The 15481-nt window shown below is 71.0% G+C and carries 12 protein-coding genes and 2 pseudogenes; 4 read left to right on the forward strand and 10 right to left on the reverse strand.

Annotated elements, in window-relative coordinates; translation table 11 throughout:
- Window positions 1-654: 654 nt before the first annotated feature.
- The 5 genes and pseudogenes from ACQEU6_RS24895 to ACQEU6_RS24915 all read right to left on the reverse strand — a co-directional run.
- Window positions 655-1122: a nuclear transport factor 2 family protein gene (locus tag ACQEU6_RS24895; RefSeq protein WP_499335413.1), complete on the reverse strand. Its 468-nt coding sequence runs from the start codon at window positions 1120-1122 to the stop codon at window positions 655-657.
- A gap of 621 nt (window positions 1123-1743) precedes the next feature.
- Complete coding sequence (locus tag ACQEU6_RS24900) at window positions 1744-4299, reverse strand: helicase-associated domain-containing protein (protein ID WP_499335415.1); 2556 nt, start codon at window positions 4297-4299, stop codon at window positions 1744-1746.
- Window positions 4300-4475: 176 nt separating this feature from the next.
- Window positions 4476-5702, reverse strand: a complete 1227-nt coding sequence (locus ACQEU6_RS24905; protein ID WP_499340342.1) for a WD40 repeat domain-containing protein — start codon at window positions 5700-5702, stop codon at window positions 4476-4478.
- Between the two features lie 139 nt (window positions 5703-5841).
- A pseudogene (locus ACQEU6_RS24910) lies at window positions 5842-6516 on the reverse strand (serine/threonine-protein kinase); the annotation flags it as partial.
- A gap of 192 nt (window positions 6517-6708) precedes the next feature.
- Window positions 6709-6878 (reverse strand): annotated as a pseudogene (locus ACQEU6_RS24915) (ATP-binding cassette domain-containing protein); the annotation flags it as partial.
- 869 nt (window positions 6879-7747) lie between these two features.
- On the opposite strand from ACQEU6_RS24915, the gene trpA reads away from it, so the two are divergent.
- Entirely contained in the window at window positions 7748-8758 is a 1011-nt protein-coding gene (gene trpA, locus ACQEU6_RS24920; RefSeq protein WP_499335416.1) for a tryptophan synthase subunit alpha, read from the forward strand.
- Between the two features lie 256 nt (window positions 8759-9014).
- Here the strand turns inward: trpA and ACQEU6_RS24925 are convergent, their stop codons facing one another.
- Window positions 9015-9398, reverse strand: coding sequence for a DUF5997 family protein (locus tag ACQEU6_RS24925; RefSeq protein ID WP_499335417.1), 384 nt, complete (start codon window positions 9396-9398; stop codon window positions 9015-9017).
- Between the two features lie 55 nt (window positions 9399-9453).
- Here ACQEU6_RS24925 and ACQEU6_RS24930 point away from each other — a divergent pair, with 55 nt between their 5' ends.
- Window positions 9454-10242 carry a LysR family transcriptional regulator substrate-binding protein gene (locus tag ACQEU6_RS24930; RefSeq protein WP_499335419.1) on the forward strand — a complete coding sequence of 263 codons (789 nt, stop codon included), beginning with the start codon at window positions 9454-9456 and terminating at the stop codon, window positions 10240-10242.
- A 153-nt stretch (window positions 10243-10395) separates the two neighbouring features.
- On the opposite strand, the gene ACQEU6_RS24935 is transcribed toward ACQEU6_RS24930, so the two are convergent.
- Together ACQEU6_RS24935 and ACQEU6_RS24940 are read right to left on the reverse strand one after the other, a co-directional pair.
- Window positions 10396-10662 (reverse strand): FAD-dependent oxidoreductase, encoded by a 267-nt coding sequence (locus ACQEU6_RS24935; protein WP_499335421.1) that lies wholly within the window; start codon window positions 10660-10662, stop codon window positions 10396-10398.
- A 381-nt stretch (window positions 10663-11043) separates the two neighbouring features.
- Window positions 11044-11682: a DedA family protein gene (locus ACQEU6_RS24940; protein WP_499335422.1), complete on the reverse strand. Its 639-nt coding sequence runs from the start codon at window positions 11680-11682 to the stop codon at window positions 11044-11046.
- A gap of 325 nt (window positions 11683-12007) precedes the next feature.
- On the opposite strand from ACQEU6_RS24940, the gene ACQEU6_RS24945 reads away from it, so the two are divergent.
- On the forward strand, window positions 12008-12640 hold the full coding sequence (locus ACQEU6_RS24945) for a TetR/AcrR family transcriptional regulator (RefSeq protein WP_499335424.1): 633 nt from the start codon (window positions 12008-12010) through the stop codon (window positions 12638-12640).
- 41 nt (window positions 12641-12681) lie between these two features.
- Entirely contained in the window at window positions 12682-13590 is a 909-nt protein-coding gene (locus ACQEU6_RS24950) for an alpha/beta hydrolase (RefSeq protein ID WP_499335426.1), read from the forward strand.
- Between the two features lie 155 nt (window positions 13591-13745).
- On the opposite strand, the gene ACQEU6_RS24955 is transcribed toward ACQEU6_RS24950, so the two are convergent.
- Entirely contained in the window at window positions 13746-14468 is a 723-nt protein-coding gene (locus ACQEU6_RS24955; RefSeq protein WP_499335428.1) for a class I SAM-dependent methyltransferase, read from the reverse strand.
- Between the two features lie 5 nt (window positions 14469-14473).
- Complete coding sequence (locus tag ACQEU6_RS24960; RefSeq protein ID WP_499335429.1) at window positions 14474-15457, reverse strand: ABC transporter substrate-binding protein; 984 nt, start codon at window positions 15455-15457, stop codon at window positions 14474-14476.
- Window positions 15458-15481: the final 24 nt, after the last annotated feature.

A 15481-nucleotide genomic window follows, 5' to 3' on the forward strand; every position in this document is an offset into this window, starting at 1 on the left:
CTGGTCGTCGCTTCCGGCGTGCATCCATACCTCGACGCCAACGCCCTTCCCGCCGGGAGGTGAACGGATTTTAACGTTTTAATGCATGCGCGAAGACATTAGGTCGGCGAACGTCACTCCGTCAAGAGTCACCTTTGACCGGCCTGCCGCCGACACTTGCAAGAATGGCTCTGAGCTGGGAATACTCGACCCAGAGAACAAGACCTTCACTCCCGGACAGCCGCTGGGCGACGGTCCCGGTCGTTGACACGTTTTAATCAGCCGTCACCGTGAGCGCCTGTTCCGAACTCCCGCGGGCGACGCCGGCTGCGCGCAGCATGCGGACGCGAGGGCCACGGTGGCGTGGGCCGGCGGACGGGGGTGATGTCGTGCGTCAACCGGCATGTCCCTACTCGTTGGGGACTTCCGCCCAGACGTTGTCTCCTTCGGATGTTCGGGTGGGCGATCTGGCTGGTCCGGTGATCGGCGGAGGCAGCGGCTTCCACGGGCGCGCATTGGCGAGGCCCTGATGAGGCCGATGCTCGTAGCAGAAGGTCTCGAACTCGCGGAGTACGTGTGGAGGAGGCCCCGACCTCCCGCGATCAGGTCGCGGCGCCGAGACGCGGGATCGCGAAGGCGCTCGCCGCGGTCACGTTGGCCGGTCGCAGCGGCCCATCATCCCGCGGCGACCTGGTCGTCCCAGGATCCCTGGGGCGGTGCGCCCGTCAGCGGAGTGGTGTCGAGGTACCTGGGCTCGAGAACGCGCTCGGTGAACTTCCAGCCATCCGGAGTGCGCTGGTAGCGGTCGTGGAACAGGCCGTACATGACGACCGACCTGCCGTCGCGCTGGCGACCGATCTCGAAGACGTAGTCCCGGCCGGTCGCGGTGTCGCCATCGATCAGAATCGTGCCCGAGTGCGAGTTCTGCACCCAGAACTCCCACGCACGCTGCAGACGTTCGATCCCGACGCGGATATTCTTCCGCCCGACGAGCTCGACGCTGGCGAAGGGGAGTTGCCACACCGCGTCCTCGGTGAACAGCGACGCGAAACGGTCGTAGTCGCCGAGCATGGGCGCGTCGACGTGCTCGCCGCGCAGCGCCTCGATCTCGACGCGGTCAGCGATGGCCGCAAAGTCACTCATCCATGTCCTCCGTGATGTCGCCGAGTGCTCTCCTCAGCTGAGTGCTCTTCTCAGTGGTATGACCAGACAGCCCCTCGGAATGTGAGTCGGCATGCCACCCACCGCGGCTGTGCCGGGCCGGTTCGGCGGGCCGGCGCCGGCACGGTCAGTACGATCGCGCCGAGCGGTTCCACGACACCGATGAATCGCTGTCGCATCTGCGAGAGTCGGCGCGCCGCACGTCCACTCCCATGGAGGCCGTGTCGGTCTCGCTGTCGCGCATGAGGCGGAACGCCCGTCCGGGCCGTCCGCGCAGAGGTGCTCGACGTCCCCGAACGGGACACCGGCCACCACCAGGCCGGACGCGTCGGTGAACTCGTGCCCGGCCGGCGAGAACGGCGTCACCGAGGCGCATCCACGTCGGGGACCACGAGGTCACCGAGCACCGCCATCCCGTCCACCGGGGTCCTGGTGACGACATCATGGTTCGGCCGCGCCGGCGAGCAGATCGCGAACACCTGGGTGCTGAGGTCATTCCGGGCGTCACCCCACTCCGCCGGGTCCGCGGCTCCAACAACGTCGAGGCCCCCGGAGGTGGCCCCGCATCGCCGCCCTCGGCGGCGATGCGCCGGTGGCCGGTCCTCAGGTCATGAGAACGGCTGGAGTCACGGCTTGGACGCGGCCGATGTGGAAGACCCTCTCGTCGTCGCGCATCCGGCACCAGGCGGAGAGGAAGGGGGCGTCGACCTTGACCTTCTCGATCACACGGGTGGTGGGATTGCCCTCGGCGTTGACGTAATCGATGCCGACGGCAGCGCCCGTCCGCACTGCGTGGACCAGCATGCGCCGTTCGGAAACCGACAGGTGCGGAGCGAGGTCCGCCATGCCGGCCCCGACGACGTCCGCTTCGGCGGGCGGTTCCCGTGGCGTTCCGTGCAGCCGGGCGGCCAGGTCGATCGGCGTGCGCGGCCGGGAAGCCTCGTCTTTCCTGGCCGAATGCTTCATGCGGCGTGAGGGGCGCGCCGGCGCGTGTTCGATCAAGGGTGCGCCACCGTCGCCCGCACCGACCGGTACGTAACCGGCAGCCCGGAGAGCCGCGAGGGTCCGGTCCACCGGCTCGGCGCTGGCGAGCACCGTGGGCGCCAGTTCTCGGAGCTTCAGCCGGCGCAGCCCTCGATGGGCCAGGATCTCGGCGAGCAGCGCGGGACGGGAGCAGCAGATCGCGCAGGCGAACGCGGTGACGGTGACCTCGCCGTGCCTGCGGGCGACGTCGTCGATCAGGTACGCCAGCGGCTGCGGCAGGTCGGTGCCCGCCGCCGCCTCCAGGTCGGAGCGGATCCCTTCGGCGAAGCGGCCCTCGTCCAGGGCGCGCCGCACGCTGGCCATGCTGAACCTCCAGACCGAGGCGGTGCCCCGGGATTCGCGATCGGCGACCAGATCCAGCAGCCCGGCCAGCCACGGCGCGGGCGGCCCGGGGACCACGGCCGTGAGGTCGCTCTGCAGGAGTACCCGTCCGCAGGACGCTTCCAGCGCGGCCGCGACGGCCTCGTCCAGCGTCGGGGCGTCGGCGCCCGCCAGCACGCGTCCGGTCGCAGTGAGCATGCCTTGGGCGAGCACACCGAGCAGTTCCGCCTCCTGCCAGACGGCCGCGATGTAAGGCGGTGCCAGCTCGGCGTCCTCGAACAGAAGCGGGGACCGCCATGTCACCGCCGCGACCAGTTGCTCGGGTCCGGTCGCGCCGCGCCCTCCGGGGAGGCTCGCGAGGCTTTCGAGCACCGCGGCGCGAAGCCTGGGCGCCGCTGGATCGTACGCCCGAGTGTCCAGAGGCGTGCTTCGGCCCTCCTCCGGGTGGTTCAGCATCGGAAGGCGCGGCATCCGCGCCCAGGTACGCAACATGGACGCCAAGCGCGTGGCGGCCGGCATCGGGTCACCGCCTTCAGCCGTCGGGACGAGCGCACCCTCACGCCAGTCCAGCAGCCCCTCGGCCGCGGCCATTTCCAGCCAGAGCCGGACGGCGTCCTCGGAGCCCCCTGTCCGCTTGGCCGTCCGCCGCATCTCTCGGACACCGACACCACCGGCCTTCAGACGGGTCGGCGGCTCCGAGGCGCAGGACCGGAGAACCGCTTCCATCTGCTCTACGGCGCGCGCCGACGCTGCGGCGAACTCCGCCGTCACCGCGCCCTCCGACGCCGCGGTCGTGTCGACGGACGGCGCGGCCGGTGTGAAAGGCGCCTGATAGGACGGGCCTCGCAGCGCCAGTGCCACCTCCGCGGGCATGAGCGGCTCCAGCCAGTCGGGCTGGACGAGCAGTCCCCGGGCCAGCGCCCAGGCATACGGGCCTTCCTGACCGAACAGGTGAATGCCCTGGTAGTCGTCCACGCGGCCGGCGCGTGCGATCTTCTCGATCCGGCTCCGTTCCCGTTGCGGCGCGGCGGCCGCGACCCGCCGCACCCGTTCCGCGTCACCCAGACCCGCGAGAGCCGCGTCCAGGAGCTCGGCCTTGCGCTTCCCCGTCGGCTCGACATCCAGACCGCGGACGATCCGGCGGAGATCCTCGGCTCTCAGGTGCGGCAGCAGAACGGCGGCCGATGGCCCCAGACCGAGCGGTCCGTCCCCGATCGGCCATTCCCTCAACGGCTTCACGAGATGCAGCAGATCATCCGCCGACCATACGAGGCCGCGCCGGACGAGTTCGTCCAGCACCCTCTCGAAGTCGTCCGGCGCGGCGCCGAGCAACGCCTCGGCGGCCGCCCTCGCCGCAGTGCCGCCGAGGGCCGCGAGCACCTCCGCGAACTGCACCATCGGCAGATCGCAGGCGGCGAACGCCGCCATGACCCCGCGCGGGCCGGAGAGCCGTTCCGCGAGCTCACCCAACGTCAACGGCTCCGGGTCGGCCAACGCGTCCGGCCGCTCGGTCAGCAGGCCGGCGAGCTCCTCCCGGCTCAATCCCGCCAGCCAGGTGCTCAACGACCCCGTCACATCTTGTTCCTTCGGCGCCACTCGCCCACGATGCCACCGCGTGCGGCCGTCCCGCGAGCCGAACAACAGGTCCGTACCGAGCCGACCCGCGATCGTGTTCCGGGTGAGCGAGGGCTCCGCAGCATCGGGCAGCACGAAAATCAGACTCGAAGCGAACAGGCCAACATAAATGACACGCAGCGCGCTGCACTGCACGCAAGCCGAGGCACCATCGCCCACCAGGGCACCTACGGCGCTCACACCACCCACCGACCCGGCCGGCCGCTAAGAGATCCAGCCAACGGTGCGCCTGATGCAGCCTCTGTCCGGTCTCGCGGGTGTCGAGCCAGGATCAAGATGATCCCCGGCAGAGTCCTCCGGCGGGTTCGCAGTCGCGGTCGTCTCTGTGGCGTCGGTCAGGGGCAGACTTTCCGGTACCTGGGTCCGGTCGGCACGTACTGGGTCCATTCCTGAGGTGTCAGCGTGCGGCGGGCGGCTGCGCAGACGGAGCCGACAAGGTCAGCGGGCATCGCCACGTCCCACAACCGCACCGTCTCGTCCACGCTCCCGGTGGTCAAGGTGCGGCCGTCCGGACTGAAGGCCACCGACTTGACTATGCCGGTGTGGCCGGTGAGGGGTTCGCCTATCGGACGGCGGGCGCCCACGTCCCACAACCGCACGGTTCCGTCGGTGCCGCCGGAGGCCAGGATACGGCCGTCCGAACTGAAGGCCACCGAACTGACGACGCTGGTGTGGCCGGTGAGGGCGCCGATCTGGCGGCGGGCTCGCACGTCCCACAACCGCACTGTGGGGCCGTCGTGGCTGGTGGCCAGGGTGCGGCCATCGGGGCTGTACGCCATCTCACTGACGGTCGGGGTCCGAATGGTGCCCGCGGGCAGGAAGCTGTTGGTGAGGACGTTGATGAGCGCGGCCCGGCTTTCGGGGCCTTTCTGCAATCGCCAGGCAGCGGCGGCGAGCAGGGCGGATACCGCCGGGTCGGTGGACTGCTGGCTTTGGGTGATGAGTTGGCGGGAGACAACGGCGTCGCGCTGGCGGTTGGCGGTCTGTTGTGCCCGGACCGCCCATCCCGTCGCGGTCAGGGACAGCAGTGCGGTGACCGCCAGGACCAGGGCGATGGTGCGGGTACGGCGGGTGCGGATGGTCTGGGCACGGGTGCTGGCATCCAGCAGGCCGCGTTCGATCCGGTCGGGGGACGGCCGGTGCCCGGTGGTGATCCAGTGCAGGGCCTGGTCCAACCGGGCGCCGGTCAGCACGTCGCCGCGGCGCCGTCCGTTGTCGTCCCAGACCCCGGCGGTTTGGCGGACGCGGTGGTGGACGGCCGGGTCCTGCTGGTGGTTCTCGGTCCAGTCCCGCAGGCGGGGCCAAGCCCGAAGCACCGCGGGTCGCGCCAGGACCACCTGTTCGCCGGTGAGGGTCAGCAGGGGCGCGAAGGCTCGCACCACCCGCTCCAGCGCCTCCCCTTCGGCGGGGTCTGGGCGGTCGAACAGTTCCGCGGCCGGCACCGGACGCACCGACCAGCTTCCGTGGTCTGCGGGGACCAGGCAGCGCAGGAACACCTCCGGAACCAGGGACTGCTCGTCCGATGGCAGGGCGGTGTAGGCGTCCTCGGCGAGCCTGCCCAGCGCCGGGTCGCCCGGCGCCCACCCCGAAGCGGCCCGGCCAGCTCAGCCCCCCGATTGACCAGGTCGCGCAGGTCACCGGCGCGCGCAGCGAGTCGGGCAGCACTGACAGATCGGGGTCGCAGGTCCGCACCTGGTGAGCGATCTGCGGCAGGTCACCGCCGGTGAAGGCGTGCCGGCCGGTGGCCGCGAACACCATGATCGCGCCCCAGGCGAACACGTCGGCCTCGGCACCGGCGCGCTGCCCCGCATACACCTCCGGCGGCATGTACCGCAGCGTCCCGACCAGCCCGCCGCCCTGGGTGGCCGAGCCGGTGTCCAGTACTCGGGCGATCCCGAAATCGATCAGCCGGGAACCATCGGGCCCCAGCATCACGTTGCCCGGCTTGAGATCGCGGTGCACCACCTTGGCCTGGTGGATCGCCGCCAGCGCGACGGCGATCCCCACCCCCAGCCGGTGCCGATCGTCCCCGCCGAGCCGGCGCGGCTCCCGTCCGTCCGCACCGTTGACGGTGCCCTGCAGGCTCAGCCCGTCGATGTACTCGCTGACGATGTAGGGCCGCGGCGGCTCCAGGTGCACCTGCAGGATCCGGGCGGTGCAGAACGAGGCGACCCGCTGCGCCGCGCGCGCCTCGGCCGCCATCCGCTCAAGTTCCCGCGGCGATTCCGACGCCCCGTGCAGGACCTTGATCGCCACCCGGCCCCCGTCGGGCCCGTAGGCGTCGTACACCACGCCCTGCCCGCCGGCCCCCAGCCGTCCCGCCAGCCAGAACTCCCCGATCCGCTCCGGATCCCCCGGCTCCAACCGATCCACCACGCGCCATCACCCCCGGGCTCTTCCACGGGGCCGGTCAGCCGCCGACTGCCTCACAGCACCACGGTCAAGAATCGCGATCTACAGGCTGTGACGTCACCAGAACGGGCAGAGTTCACCGGGGACCTCGAGCGCGCATCTTCGGCTGGCCAATACGCACCGCACAACTGTTCTCCGGAGGCAGGACGGCCACTGCAGGACGGTGACGCCGGAGCCGCGGACGTCCTCGATCAGCTGCCAGGTGTCGCGACGGGCGCGCGCGGGTCGAGGCCGGTGGTCAGCTCGTCCAGGACGACGATCCGGGGGCGGCCGATGAGGGAGAGGGCGATGAACAGGCGCTGCTTCTGGCCGCCGGACAGCCGGGCCGTTGGTCGCCCCGCGTCCCAACCGGCTCACGAAAGTTCGAGGCTCACACACGACCGCAAACCGGGGAACGTCAGGGTGTCCGCGCGCCGGAGGGAGGCTTGAGATGTCGTCAGAAGGCCTCACTATGACGCGGTCGTCGAGCCCGACATGTCATTTGCTCGGCTGGGGAACCCTGCAGTTGGCGGTGGGGTTGAGACCGATGTAATTGAGCGGACCCGAGGCCCAGGTGATTCCGATCGTGGCGATTTTGGCGCAGCTGCCGTCGAATCGGGTGTAGTAGTGGCGCTGTCCCGCGGCGAGCGCTCCAATGATCAGCCAGGCGACGAGTATCCACCGTCCGGACCTCATCGCTACCTCCAGTGACCGCTTCGCCGACCTGGGGTACGACAGTAACGACAAGATCGTGCATAGTTAAGCAAGTCGGGCCGGGTGTGTCATGTCACCAACGTCCCGCGCGGCCCGCCGACGGGCTCGGAAGCCGCGCGCCCGGCTACCCGGTTCAGCCCGCGCGACGGCACCGCCGACGAGATCCACTCCTACGATCTCGGCGAACCGCTGCGCCCGGACCGGTGCTTCGCTTGCCTGTTTGAAGCTTGGCCAGGTTCGCACGTTCACCGTGGACCGGCCTTGCCGTTCCGCGTCCGCCAGAGCCGACCGGAGCATCGCGCCGATGTACCGCATGGTCGCCGCTCCGACCGTCCGGCGGCGCGGGGAGTCCGCCTCAGCCACCCCGGTGACCACGAGTCGGAGGTGAAAGTCCACAGAACGCAACAATTGATAGCACGGAACCCCTTTCCGAAGCGGTTCGGATCCCGCAGTATGTCCAAGATCGACTACTGGTGGGGCCGGGCGCCGGAGGAGGTGGCGGATGAGCGAGCAGGACGGTCGCGCATGGCTGGAGGACGTTCTCGCCGCAAAGCGGGAGCGGGGCCGGCCGTCGTTGATCGGCTATCTGCCGATCGGCTATCCCAGCGTGCAGGCCTCGATCGAGACCATGTTCACCATGGTCGAGGCCGGTGTGGACATCGTCGAGATCGGCCTCCCCCACCATGATCCGGTCATGGACGGCCCTGTGATCAGACAGGCCACCGAGAGCGCGCTGCGGGGCGGGACCCGGATCGCCGACCTGTTCACCGCCGTGACGGCCCTCGCCTCGGCGGGAGTCCCCGCGGTCTGCATGACGTACTGGAACCCCGTGGAGCGGTACGGGGCCGAGCGGTTCGCGCGCGATCTCGCCATCGCGGGAGCCTGCGGGGTGATCGTCCCGGATCTGCCCAGCGGCGAGGCGCCGGAATGGACGGCGAGCACCGACGCGCACGGGCTCGCCAGGATCCTCGTCGTCCCGCCAGACGCCTCCGACGAGCAGATCTCCCGTATCGCATCGGCCTGCACCGGCTTCGTCTACGTGGCAGGCCGTCTCGGTCCCACCGGCTCCGGCGCGGTGGACATCGCCCGGGCGAAGAACCTCGTCAACCGGGTGCGCCGGGTCACGACCACCTACGTCTGCGTCGGCTTCGGCATATCCACCCCCGCCCACGCCTCCGGAGTCGCGCCTCTCGCCGACGGCGTCATCGTCGGCACCGCCCTCGTCGCGTGCGTCGCCGCCTCGTCGCCCGACGCCGGGCTCACCCGCCTCACCACCCTGATCGACTCCCTCGCCGCCGCCCTCCGCACCCCGGCCCTCACCCCCCGGGCCACCGCCTGCGACGCTCCCCCGAGCCGGCTCCAGGACGTCCCGACGGGCCGAACCGGGCCCCGCACCCACCCTGGTCACACCTCGAAGCCGGGCACTCTCCAGCCGCCCACGCCGTTCATACCGCCCACAGAACCAGCGGCCAGGCCCACCGGAGCAGTCAGCAACGCCCTCCTGCACGAGTGAATCCCCGAGCTCGCATCCCGATGGCGGCATCACCGAGCGCTTCCCATCAGGTGGCCAGAGATGGTCCCTGCGCGAAGTGGTCGGCCAGCGCCCAACCGGGACCGCGCGGCTGTGACCTCCCGCAAGCCGGCGCGGCCGAGCCCGGGCACCGCCTGATCTACCACCGAGAGCGACAGAATCGACGACCGTACACTTCCCGGCCAGCTGGCACCCCAGGAGCCGCAGGCCCGCGCCCCCGCCGGGGGCATCACGCTGGTCAGGCCTTGGCGCGCTGCTGCTTGAGGCGGAGTTCCTCTTCGCGGACTTTGGCTCGGGTGGCCCGCTCGCGTTCCAGCCAGTCGGGGTTTTCGGCCTTCAGGTTCTCGATCTCGGCTGTGGTGAGGGGGCCGGTGATGCCGGCGCGGGCCAGACCCGAGGCGGAGACACGGAGCTTGGCGGCGACGACCTGGCGGGGGTGGGGGCCCTCGCGGCGAAGCTCGGCGAGCCAAGGGGGCGGATCGGCCTGGAGCGCGTTCAACTCGTCCCGGGAGACGGGGCCTTCCTGGAACTCGGCGGGCGCTGCCGACAGCAGGATCCCCAGCTTCTTGGCCGCGGTCGCGGACTTCATGGTCTGCGGGGTCTTCGCCTTGGACGTGCTCATGACCTCAAGGGTAGCCAGCGGAAGGGGGCTGCCCGGACGCGACTAGGCTGAGGGAGTGACCGAAGGTGAGTTCCGGCTGGCCTACGTGCCGGGGGTGACGCCCGCGAAGTGGGCGGGGGTGTGGGCCGAGCGGGTGCGGGATGTGCCGCTCCGGCTGGTGCAGCTCCCCGCCGCCGAGGTCGTCCCCCTGCTGCGGAAGGGTGATGTGGACGCGGCGTTCGTACGCCTGCCCGTCGACCGCGAGGCCCTCCATGTGATCCCGCTGTACCTGGAGACGACCGTCGTGGTGGTGCCCAAGGCTCACACGGTGGCCGCGGTGGAGGAGGTGGAGCTTGCCGATCTCGCCGACGAGGACGTGTTCGAGCCGCTCGACGAGGTCCTGGCCTGGGGCGACCGCCCCGGGCAGCCTGCCTTCACCCGTCCGGAGAACACCGCCGATGCGATCGAGTTGGTGGCGTCGGGGGCCGGCATCCTCCTGCTTCCGCAGTCTTTGGCCCGCCTCCACCACCGCAGGGACCTCACCTACCGCACCGTGACCGACGCTCCCCAATCCCAGATCGGCCTGGCCTGGCTTGAGGCCGTGACGACCGACCTCATGGAGGAACTGATCGGCATCGTCCGCGGCCGCACCCCCAACAGCTCCCGCGGCCGCAACGCCCAACAACAGCAGGCCCAACAACAGCAGGCCCAACAACAGCAGGCCCAACAACAGCAGGCCCAACAACAGCAGGCCCAACAACAGCAGGCCCAACAACAGCAGGCCCAACCACAGCCCGCCCGTAAGAAGCCGCCGCGCCAGCGTTCCACCCCTGAACGCCGCCACCAGAAGCGCCGCCGGACGTGAAGCGAGTCATCGCGGGCGCCGGAGATCCTGTCACCGCATGCGGCCGAACTGTGCGTACTTATGAACGTGCTCGTTGAGGGGTATCCCCCGCGCTCCCCGATCCGGTGACGCCGGCCGCTCGGCGGACGCAGCACGCCGGGGCCCGCAGACCGTTCAGCCTGGCAGGTCGGCCAGGACGGCATCGGCGGCGCGGCGGCCGGACACCAGGGCGCCTTGGATGGATCCGGTGTCGCGGTGGTCGCCGCACACGTAGCGTCCCCTGCGTATCCGCACCGGGCGGCGCAGCCGCAGTGGCGGGAGCATCGCCGGAAGAGCGGCTTTGATCGGATAGGTGGCGATCAGCTGCCATGCGGCGGTGTCACCGTAGATCTCGTCCAGCCGCCCGCGCACGCGCGACTCGTCGGCGTCGATCCCGAGCACGGAGGTCGAGACGAGCGCGCGGCCGTCGGCGGAGTACTCGGGCGCCGCGTCGGCGAGGACGAGGGTGTCGGTGATGCCCCCTCGGCGTCCAGGATTTGCAGGGGCTCGATCTCCTCGGAAACGCCCCAGTGGCGAAGCTCCTCGGCCGTGTCGCGTTCGGCTTGGCGCAGGATTCGCGAGGCGGGAGACGCCAGGTCGCGGGCGGTCATCGCGGCCGGCGCCGACGACCACGGCACCGGACACCGAACCCCCGCTTTCCGCAACGTCCCCCGAACGGGCGGTTTGGCCTTCCGGGTCTCGTGCCCATCCTGTGGCCCCTTATCCGGTCGTTGAGTTGAGCGGCTCATGGACGTCACGGAGCCTTGCCGGGGAGTCGGGTCCTCAACGGTCGTCTGGACCGCTGCGGCCATCGCGCTTCCGATGCAAGTGATCGCGAAGCCGCCAGATGACGACGGCGAGGACGACCACACCGACGATCACGATCGCGGCGGCCCGCCCGGCAACACGCTCGACCCGGGCGTAGGCGTGCCCGGCGAAGTATCCGAGCAGCGTGAAGCTCACGCCCCAGACCAGGCCTCCGGCGGCGTTGTAGGCCAGGAACACCCGGCCGGGCATCCCCGAGGCCCCGGCCAGCGCGGGCATGATCGCGCGGAAGAACGCGACGAACCGTCCGGCGAAGACGGCGGCGCCGCCCCTGCGCCGGATCAGGTCGCGGGCGCCGTCCACGCGGTCGCGGTGGCGGCGGAGCGGACGGCTGTCCAGAATCGGCTGCCCGACATGGCGCCCGATCTGGTACCCGGCGAAGTCCCCCGCGATCGCCGCCAGGACCACGATCACGGTGAGCCACACGACCGAGACCTTCTGCTGGGCGGCCAGCGCCCCGCCGAGGACGACGGCGGTCTCACCGGGCAGCACGAAGCCGAAGAAGAGTGCGTCCTCGCAGAAGACGAGCCCGGCGACGACCCCGTAGATGACCGGCCCGGACAACCCTCCCACCCACGACACGACCGAGGCGAACAAAGCTCAGCGCCTCCATCCCCCGCACGGCGGCAGCGATCCGAGCCCACCCGCCGACACCTCGCCTGTCGGACTCTTGCTTACCCAGCATCACTACCCCGGCCGGGCCAGCGCCCCCCATGAGCTGGCCAGAAGTGGGGGCCCACATGTGGAGGGGGATGTGGGCGGCACCAGCGAGTCCTCCGGTTGCGGCCCTGAGCGGGACTGCGGTTGATCCCGAATCGTGCGTTGGGCCGGCGGGCGGGCGCCCCTCGCGTTCACCTGCCACTCTGTTAATGCAAAGAATTTCGCGTTACCCTGTGACGTGACTCACGGAGAGGGGCGCCGCATGGACGTGGAGCCGCGTGCGACGGGCGCGGTGCGGCCCGGCGGCCGGACGGCGCGCACCCGTGCGGCGGTGCTGGCCACGGCCCAGGACGAACTGGAGGCGGGCGGCTACGCCGGACTCACCCTGGAGAAAGTGGCCGAGCGTTCGGGCGTGCATCTGGCCACGCTGTACCGGCGATGGCGGACGGTCGAGGGGCTCGTCGTCGACCTGCTGGGCGAACTGGGCAAGAACGAGATCCCGATACCTGACACCGGCTCGCTGAAGGACGACCTCCGGGCGCTCGCGCTGGGAATCGCCGCCCTGTACCGGCAGCCCAGGGCTCGGGCGCTCGTCGAGGGCGTCGTGGCCGCCGCCGTCCGGTCCCCCGAGGCGTCCACCGCCTGGGCAACCGTGATCGCCGAGCGCAACCGCCTCGCGTCCCGGATCGTCGAACGGGCCGTGGGACGCGGCGAACTGCCGCCGGGGACCGACGGCATCGCGGTCATCAGCGCCGTCGGCGCCCCCCTCTACTACCGCCTGCTCGTCGCCCGCGGGCCGGTGGACGACGAGATCGCCGATCGCGCCGCCGCGGCCGCGCACGCCGCGGCCCTCGACGGCGTCTTCACCCCCGGTGTCCCCCCAAGCCCGCGATAGGCCGCGGCGTTCACCCGCCGCACCAGCGAAAGGACCCGCAAATGCGCCAGGACATCGAGTTCACCTCGGCCGGGACGACCCTCCGCGGATGGCTCTACACCCCCGACGGCACCCCCGGCCCGCACCCGGCCGTGGTCGTCACCCACGGGCTCGGGGCGGTCAAGGAGCAGTACACCGACGACATCGCCGGAGCGCTCGCCGCGGCCGGGCTGGCGGTCGTCCTCTACGACCACGCCTCGTTCGGCGCGAGCGACGGCGAGCCGCGCCAGGAGGTCGACCCCTGGACGCAGATCCAGGGATACCGGGACGCGATCACCTTCCTGTGCACGCGTCCCGAGGTGGACGCCGAGCGCATCGGGGTGTTCGGGTCGAGCTTCTCCGGCGGGCACGTGCTCGTCGTCGGGGCCGTCGACCGGCGGGTCAAGGCCGTCTACTCGCAGGTGCCGGTCATCAGCGGCGGGACGACCCTGTCGCGGTTCATCCCCAGCGAGGCGCTCGCCGAGGTGCGCGGGAGCTTCGACGCCGACCGGCTCGCCCGGTTCAACGGCGAGGCGCCGGCGATGATCCCCCTCGTCACCGCGACCCCCGGGGAGCCCGCCGCGATGGCCGACCGGGAGACCTACGAGTGGTACCAGACGATCGAGCCGGAGCGCCTGGCGACGTGGCGCAACGAGGTCACGCTCCGGTCGGTGGAGGCGATCGCCGGCTACGAGCCGGGCGACTACATCGCCCGCCTCTCCCCGACGCCGCTCATGCTCGTCGTCGCCCAGCACGACATCCTCACGCACAGCGACCTGGCCTTCGCCGCCTACGAACGGGCCCTGCACCCCAAGCAGCTCGTCACCCTGCCCGGCGGCCACTTCGTCGTCTACAACCAGGAGTTCAAGAACACGCTCGCCCTCATGACCGAGTTCTTCCTCCAGATTCTCGCCCCCCGGACAGCCTCCTGACCGGCCACCGGGATTTCCGGCGCTTCCCCTGACGGTTGCGCCTGCACCGTGGTCCTCGGCTCCGGCGTCGGGCCGAGCGCGCCTCGGCCTCCGGGAAGCGCCGGGGGCACCTGGTCACCGCTCGCCGTCCGGTTCGCTCCGCCCCCTGGCGCCGGTCACCGGGCGGCGGGATTCCGCGCGATGATCAGGTGCTGCAGGGTGCGGCGGTGGTCGGCCGCGACGCCGTGCACGCCGTCGAGTTCGAACAGTTCGGTCAGCGGCGTGACCTCGACGTCCACGAAGCCGGCGGCGGTGATTCGTTCCTGCCAGGCGGTGATGGTCTCTGCCTCGGCCAGTACCAGTGCGCGACGGGCCTCGTCGTCGTAGGCGCGGGCTCGGGGGTCGGTGTCGGGGTGCCGCATGCCGCCGGCGTGCCAGGGGGCGTCGACGACGGCCAGTCGGCCGCCCGGCCGGAGCAGGTGGCGCCAGTTGGCCAGCGCGGTGTCGACGCCGGGCAGCGTCCAGAGGAGGTAGCGGCTGACGAGCGCGTCGAAGGGGGCGTCCGGCACCGCGGGGTCGACCGCGTCGCCTTGGACGAAGGTGATGTCGAGGCCGCGGCTCCGCGCGTTCGCGCGCGCGTAGGCCACCATGGCGGGTGCGATGTCGATCCCGGTCACCCGGTGGCCGAGGGAGGCGATGGTCAGCGCGGCGTGACCGGTGCCGGTGCCGACGTCGAGCACCGTGGCGGCGCCGCCCGGCAGCGCGTCCCGCCAGACCCGGGTCCAGGCGGCGCCGTAGCCGGGGTGCGCCAGCCGCTGCTCCTGGAATCTCTGGTAGGCGGGGGCGTGCTGGTCCCAGTACCAGGTGATCCGGTCCTGGACGGGCGGGTTCGACGGCATGGCGTTCACTTCTCCCTGAGGTAGGTCGCGAGACGCTCCAGGCCGTCGAGGACCAGGGGCGTGGGCGGTTCGGTGAAGTTGAACAACTGCACCGTGATCGCGTCGTTCCCGACCGCGCGCAGATCCTCGGCGCCGGGGATGTCGAGCAGTGCCTGCTTGATCTCCTGGTCGGTTCCGTCGGTGTGCAGCAGGACGATGACGTCGGGGTCGCGCCCCAGCAGCTCCTCCATCGAGACCTCGAAGACGCGCTTGTCGACGTCGGCGAACACGTTCTCGGCGCCGAGCGTTCTGAGCTGCGGCGTCGCCATGCTCTGGTTCCCGTAGGCCCCGACGGTTCCCTCGCCCCGGTAGGGCCACAGCACGGCGACCTTGCGGCCCTTCCGGGCGGACGGGCCGGCCTCGATGGCCTCGATGCGCTTCTGGAGGTTCCGGACGGCCTGCTCGGCCTTGCCTTCGCGGTCGAAGACCCTGCCGTACAGCCGCATCTGGCTGTAGATCGTCTCGTAGCCGGGGTTCCTGATCCCTTCCGGGCAGAAGCTGGGCTCGTTGAGCACCGGGATGCCGGCCGCGGCGAGGGACTCCCGCGTGACCCCCTCCGGCAGACCGAGCAGCAGGTCGGGCTCCTCGGCGATGATCGACTCGGTGGAGATCCTCAAATGCCCGTCCGAGCCGAGCCGGTCGGTGAGGGACGGGACCCTGCCGACCGCGTCGAGGGTCTCCTTCGAGTAGTACTCCGGAGGGAACTTCCCGGCCCGCGACGTCAGCCGGTCCAGCACGCCGAGCGAGGACAGGTACTGCAGCGGCGCACTGTTGACGATCATCACTCGGGAGGGCGCCCTGTCCAGCCTGACGTCCACCCCGCAGTTCCGGACGGTGACGGGATGGCTGCCCGTGTTCCCCCGGCCGCCCGCCTCCGGGCCCGTCGAGCCGCAGCCGGCGAGCGCGGCGGCCAGCAGGCCGGTCCCGAGCCAGGCGAGGTTTCGCTTCATCTGACGATTGCTCCTGCAGTGATC

The organism is Spirillospora sp. CA-108201 (assembly GCF_050936235.1).
Taxonomy (GTDB): Bacteria; Actinomycetota; Actinomycetes; order Streptosporangiales; family Streptosporangiaceae; genus Spirillospora.

Coding starts and splice junctions, on each gene's coding strand:
- ACQEU6_RS24895 (WP_499335413.1), bottom strand. CDS start 1,122: ATGAGTGACTTTGCGGCCATCGCTGACCGCGTCGAGATCGAGGCGCTG.
- trpA (WP_499335416.1), top strand. CDS start 7,748: ATGAGCGAGCAGGACGGTCGCGCATGGCTGGAGGACGTTCTCGCCGCA.
- ACQEU6_RS24925 (WP_499335417.1), bottom strand. CDS start 9,398: ATGAGCACGTCCAAGGCGAAGACCCCGCAGACCATGAAGTCCGCGACC.
- ACQEU6_RS24945 (WP_499335424.1), top strand. CDS start 12,008: ATGGACGTGGAGCCGCGTGCGACGGGCGCGGTGCGGCCCGGCGGCCGG.
- ACQEU6_RS24950 (WP_499335426.1), top strand. CDS start 12,682: ATGCGCCAGGACATCGAGTTCACCTCGGCCGGGACGACCCTCCGCGGA.
- ACQEU6_RS24955 (WP_499335428.1), bottom strand. CDS start 14,468: ATGCCGTCGAACCCGCCCGTCCAGGACCGGATCACCTGGTACTGGGAC.
- ACQEU6_RS24960 (WP_499335429.1), bottom strand. CDS start 15,457: ATGAAGCGAAACCTCGCCTGGCTCGGGACCGGCCTGCTGGCCGCCGCG.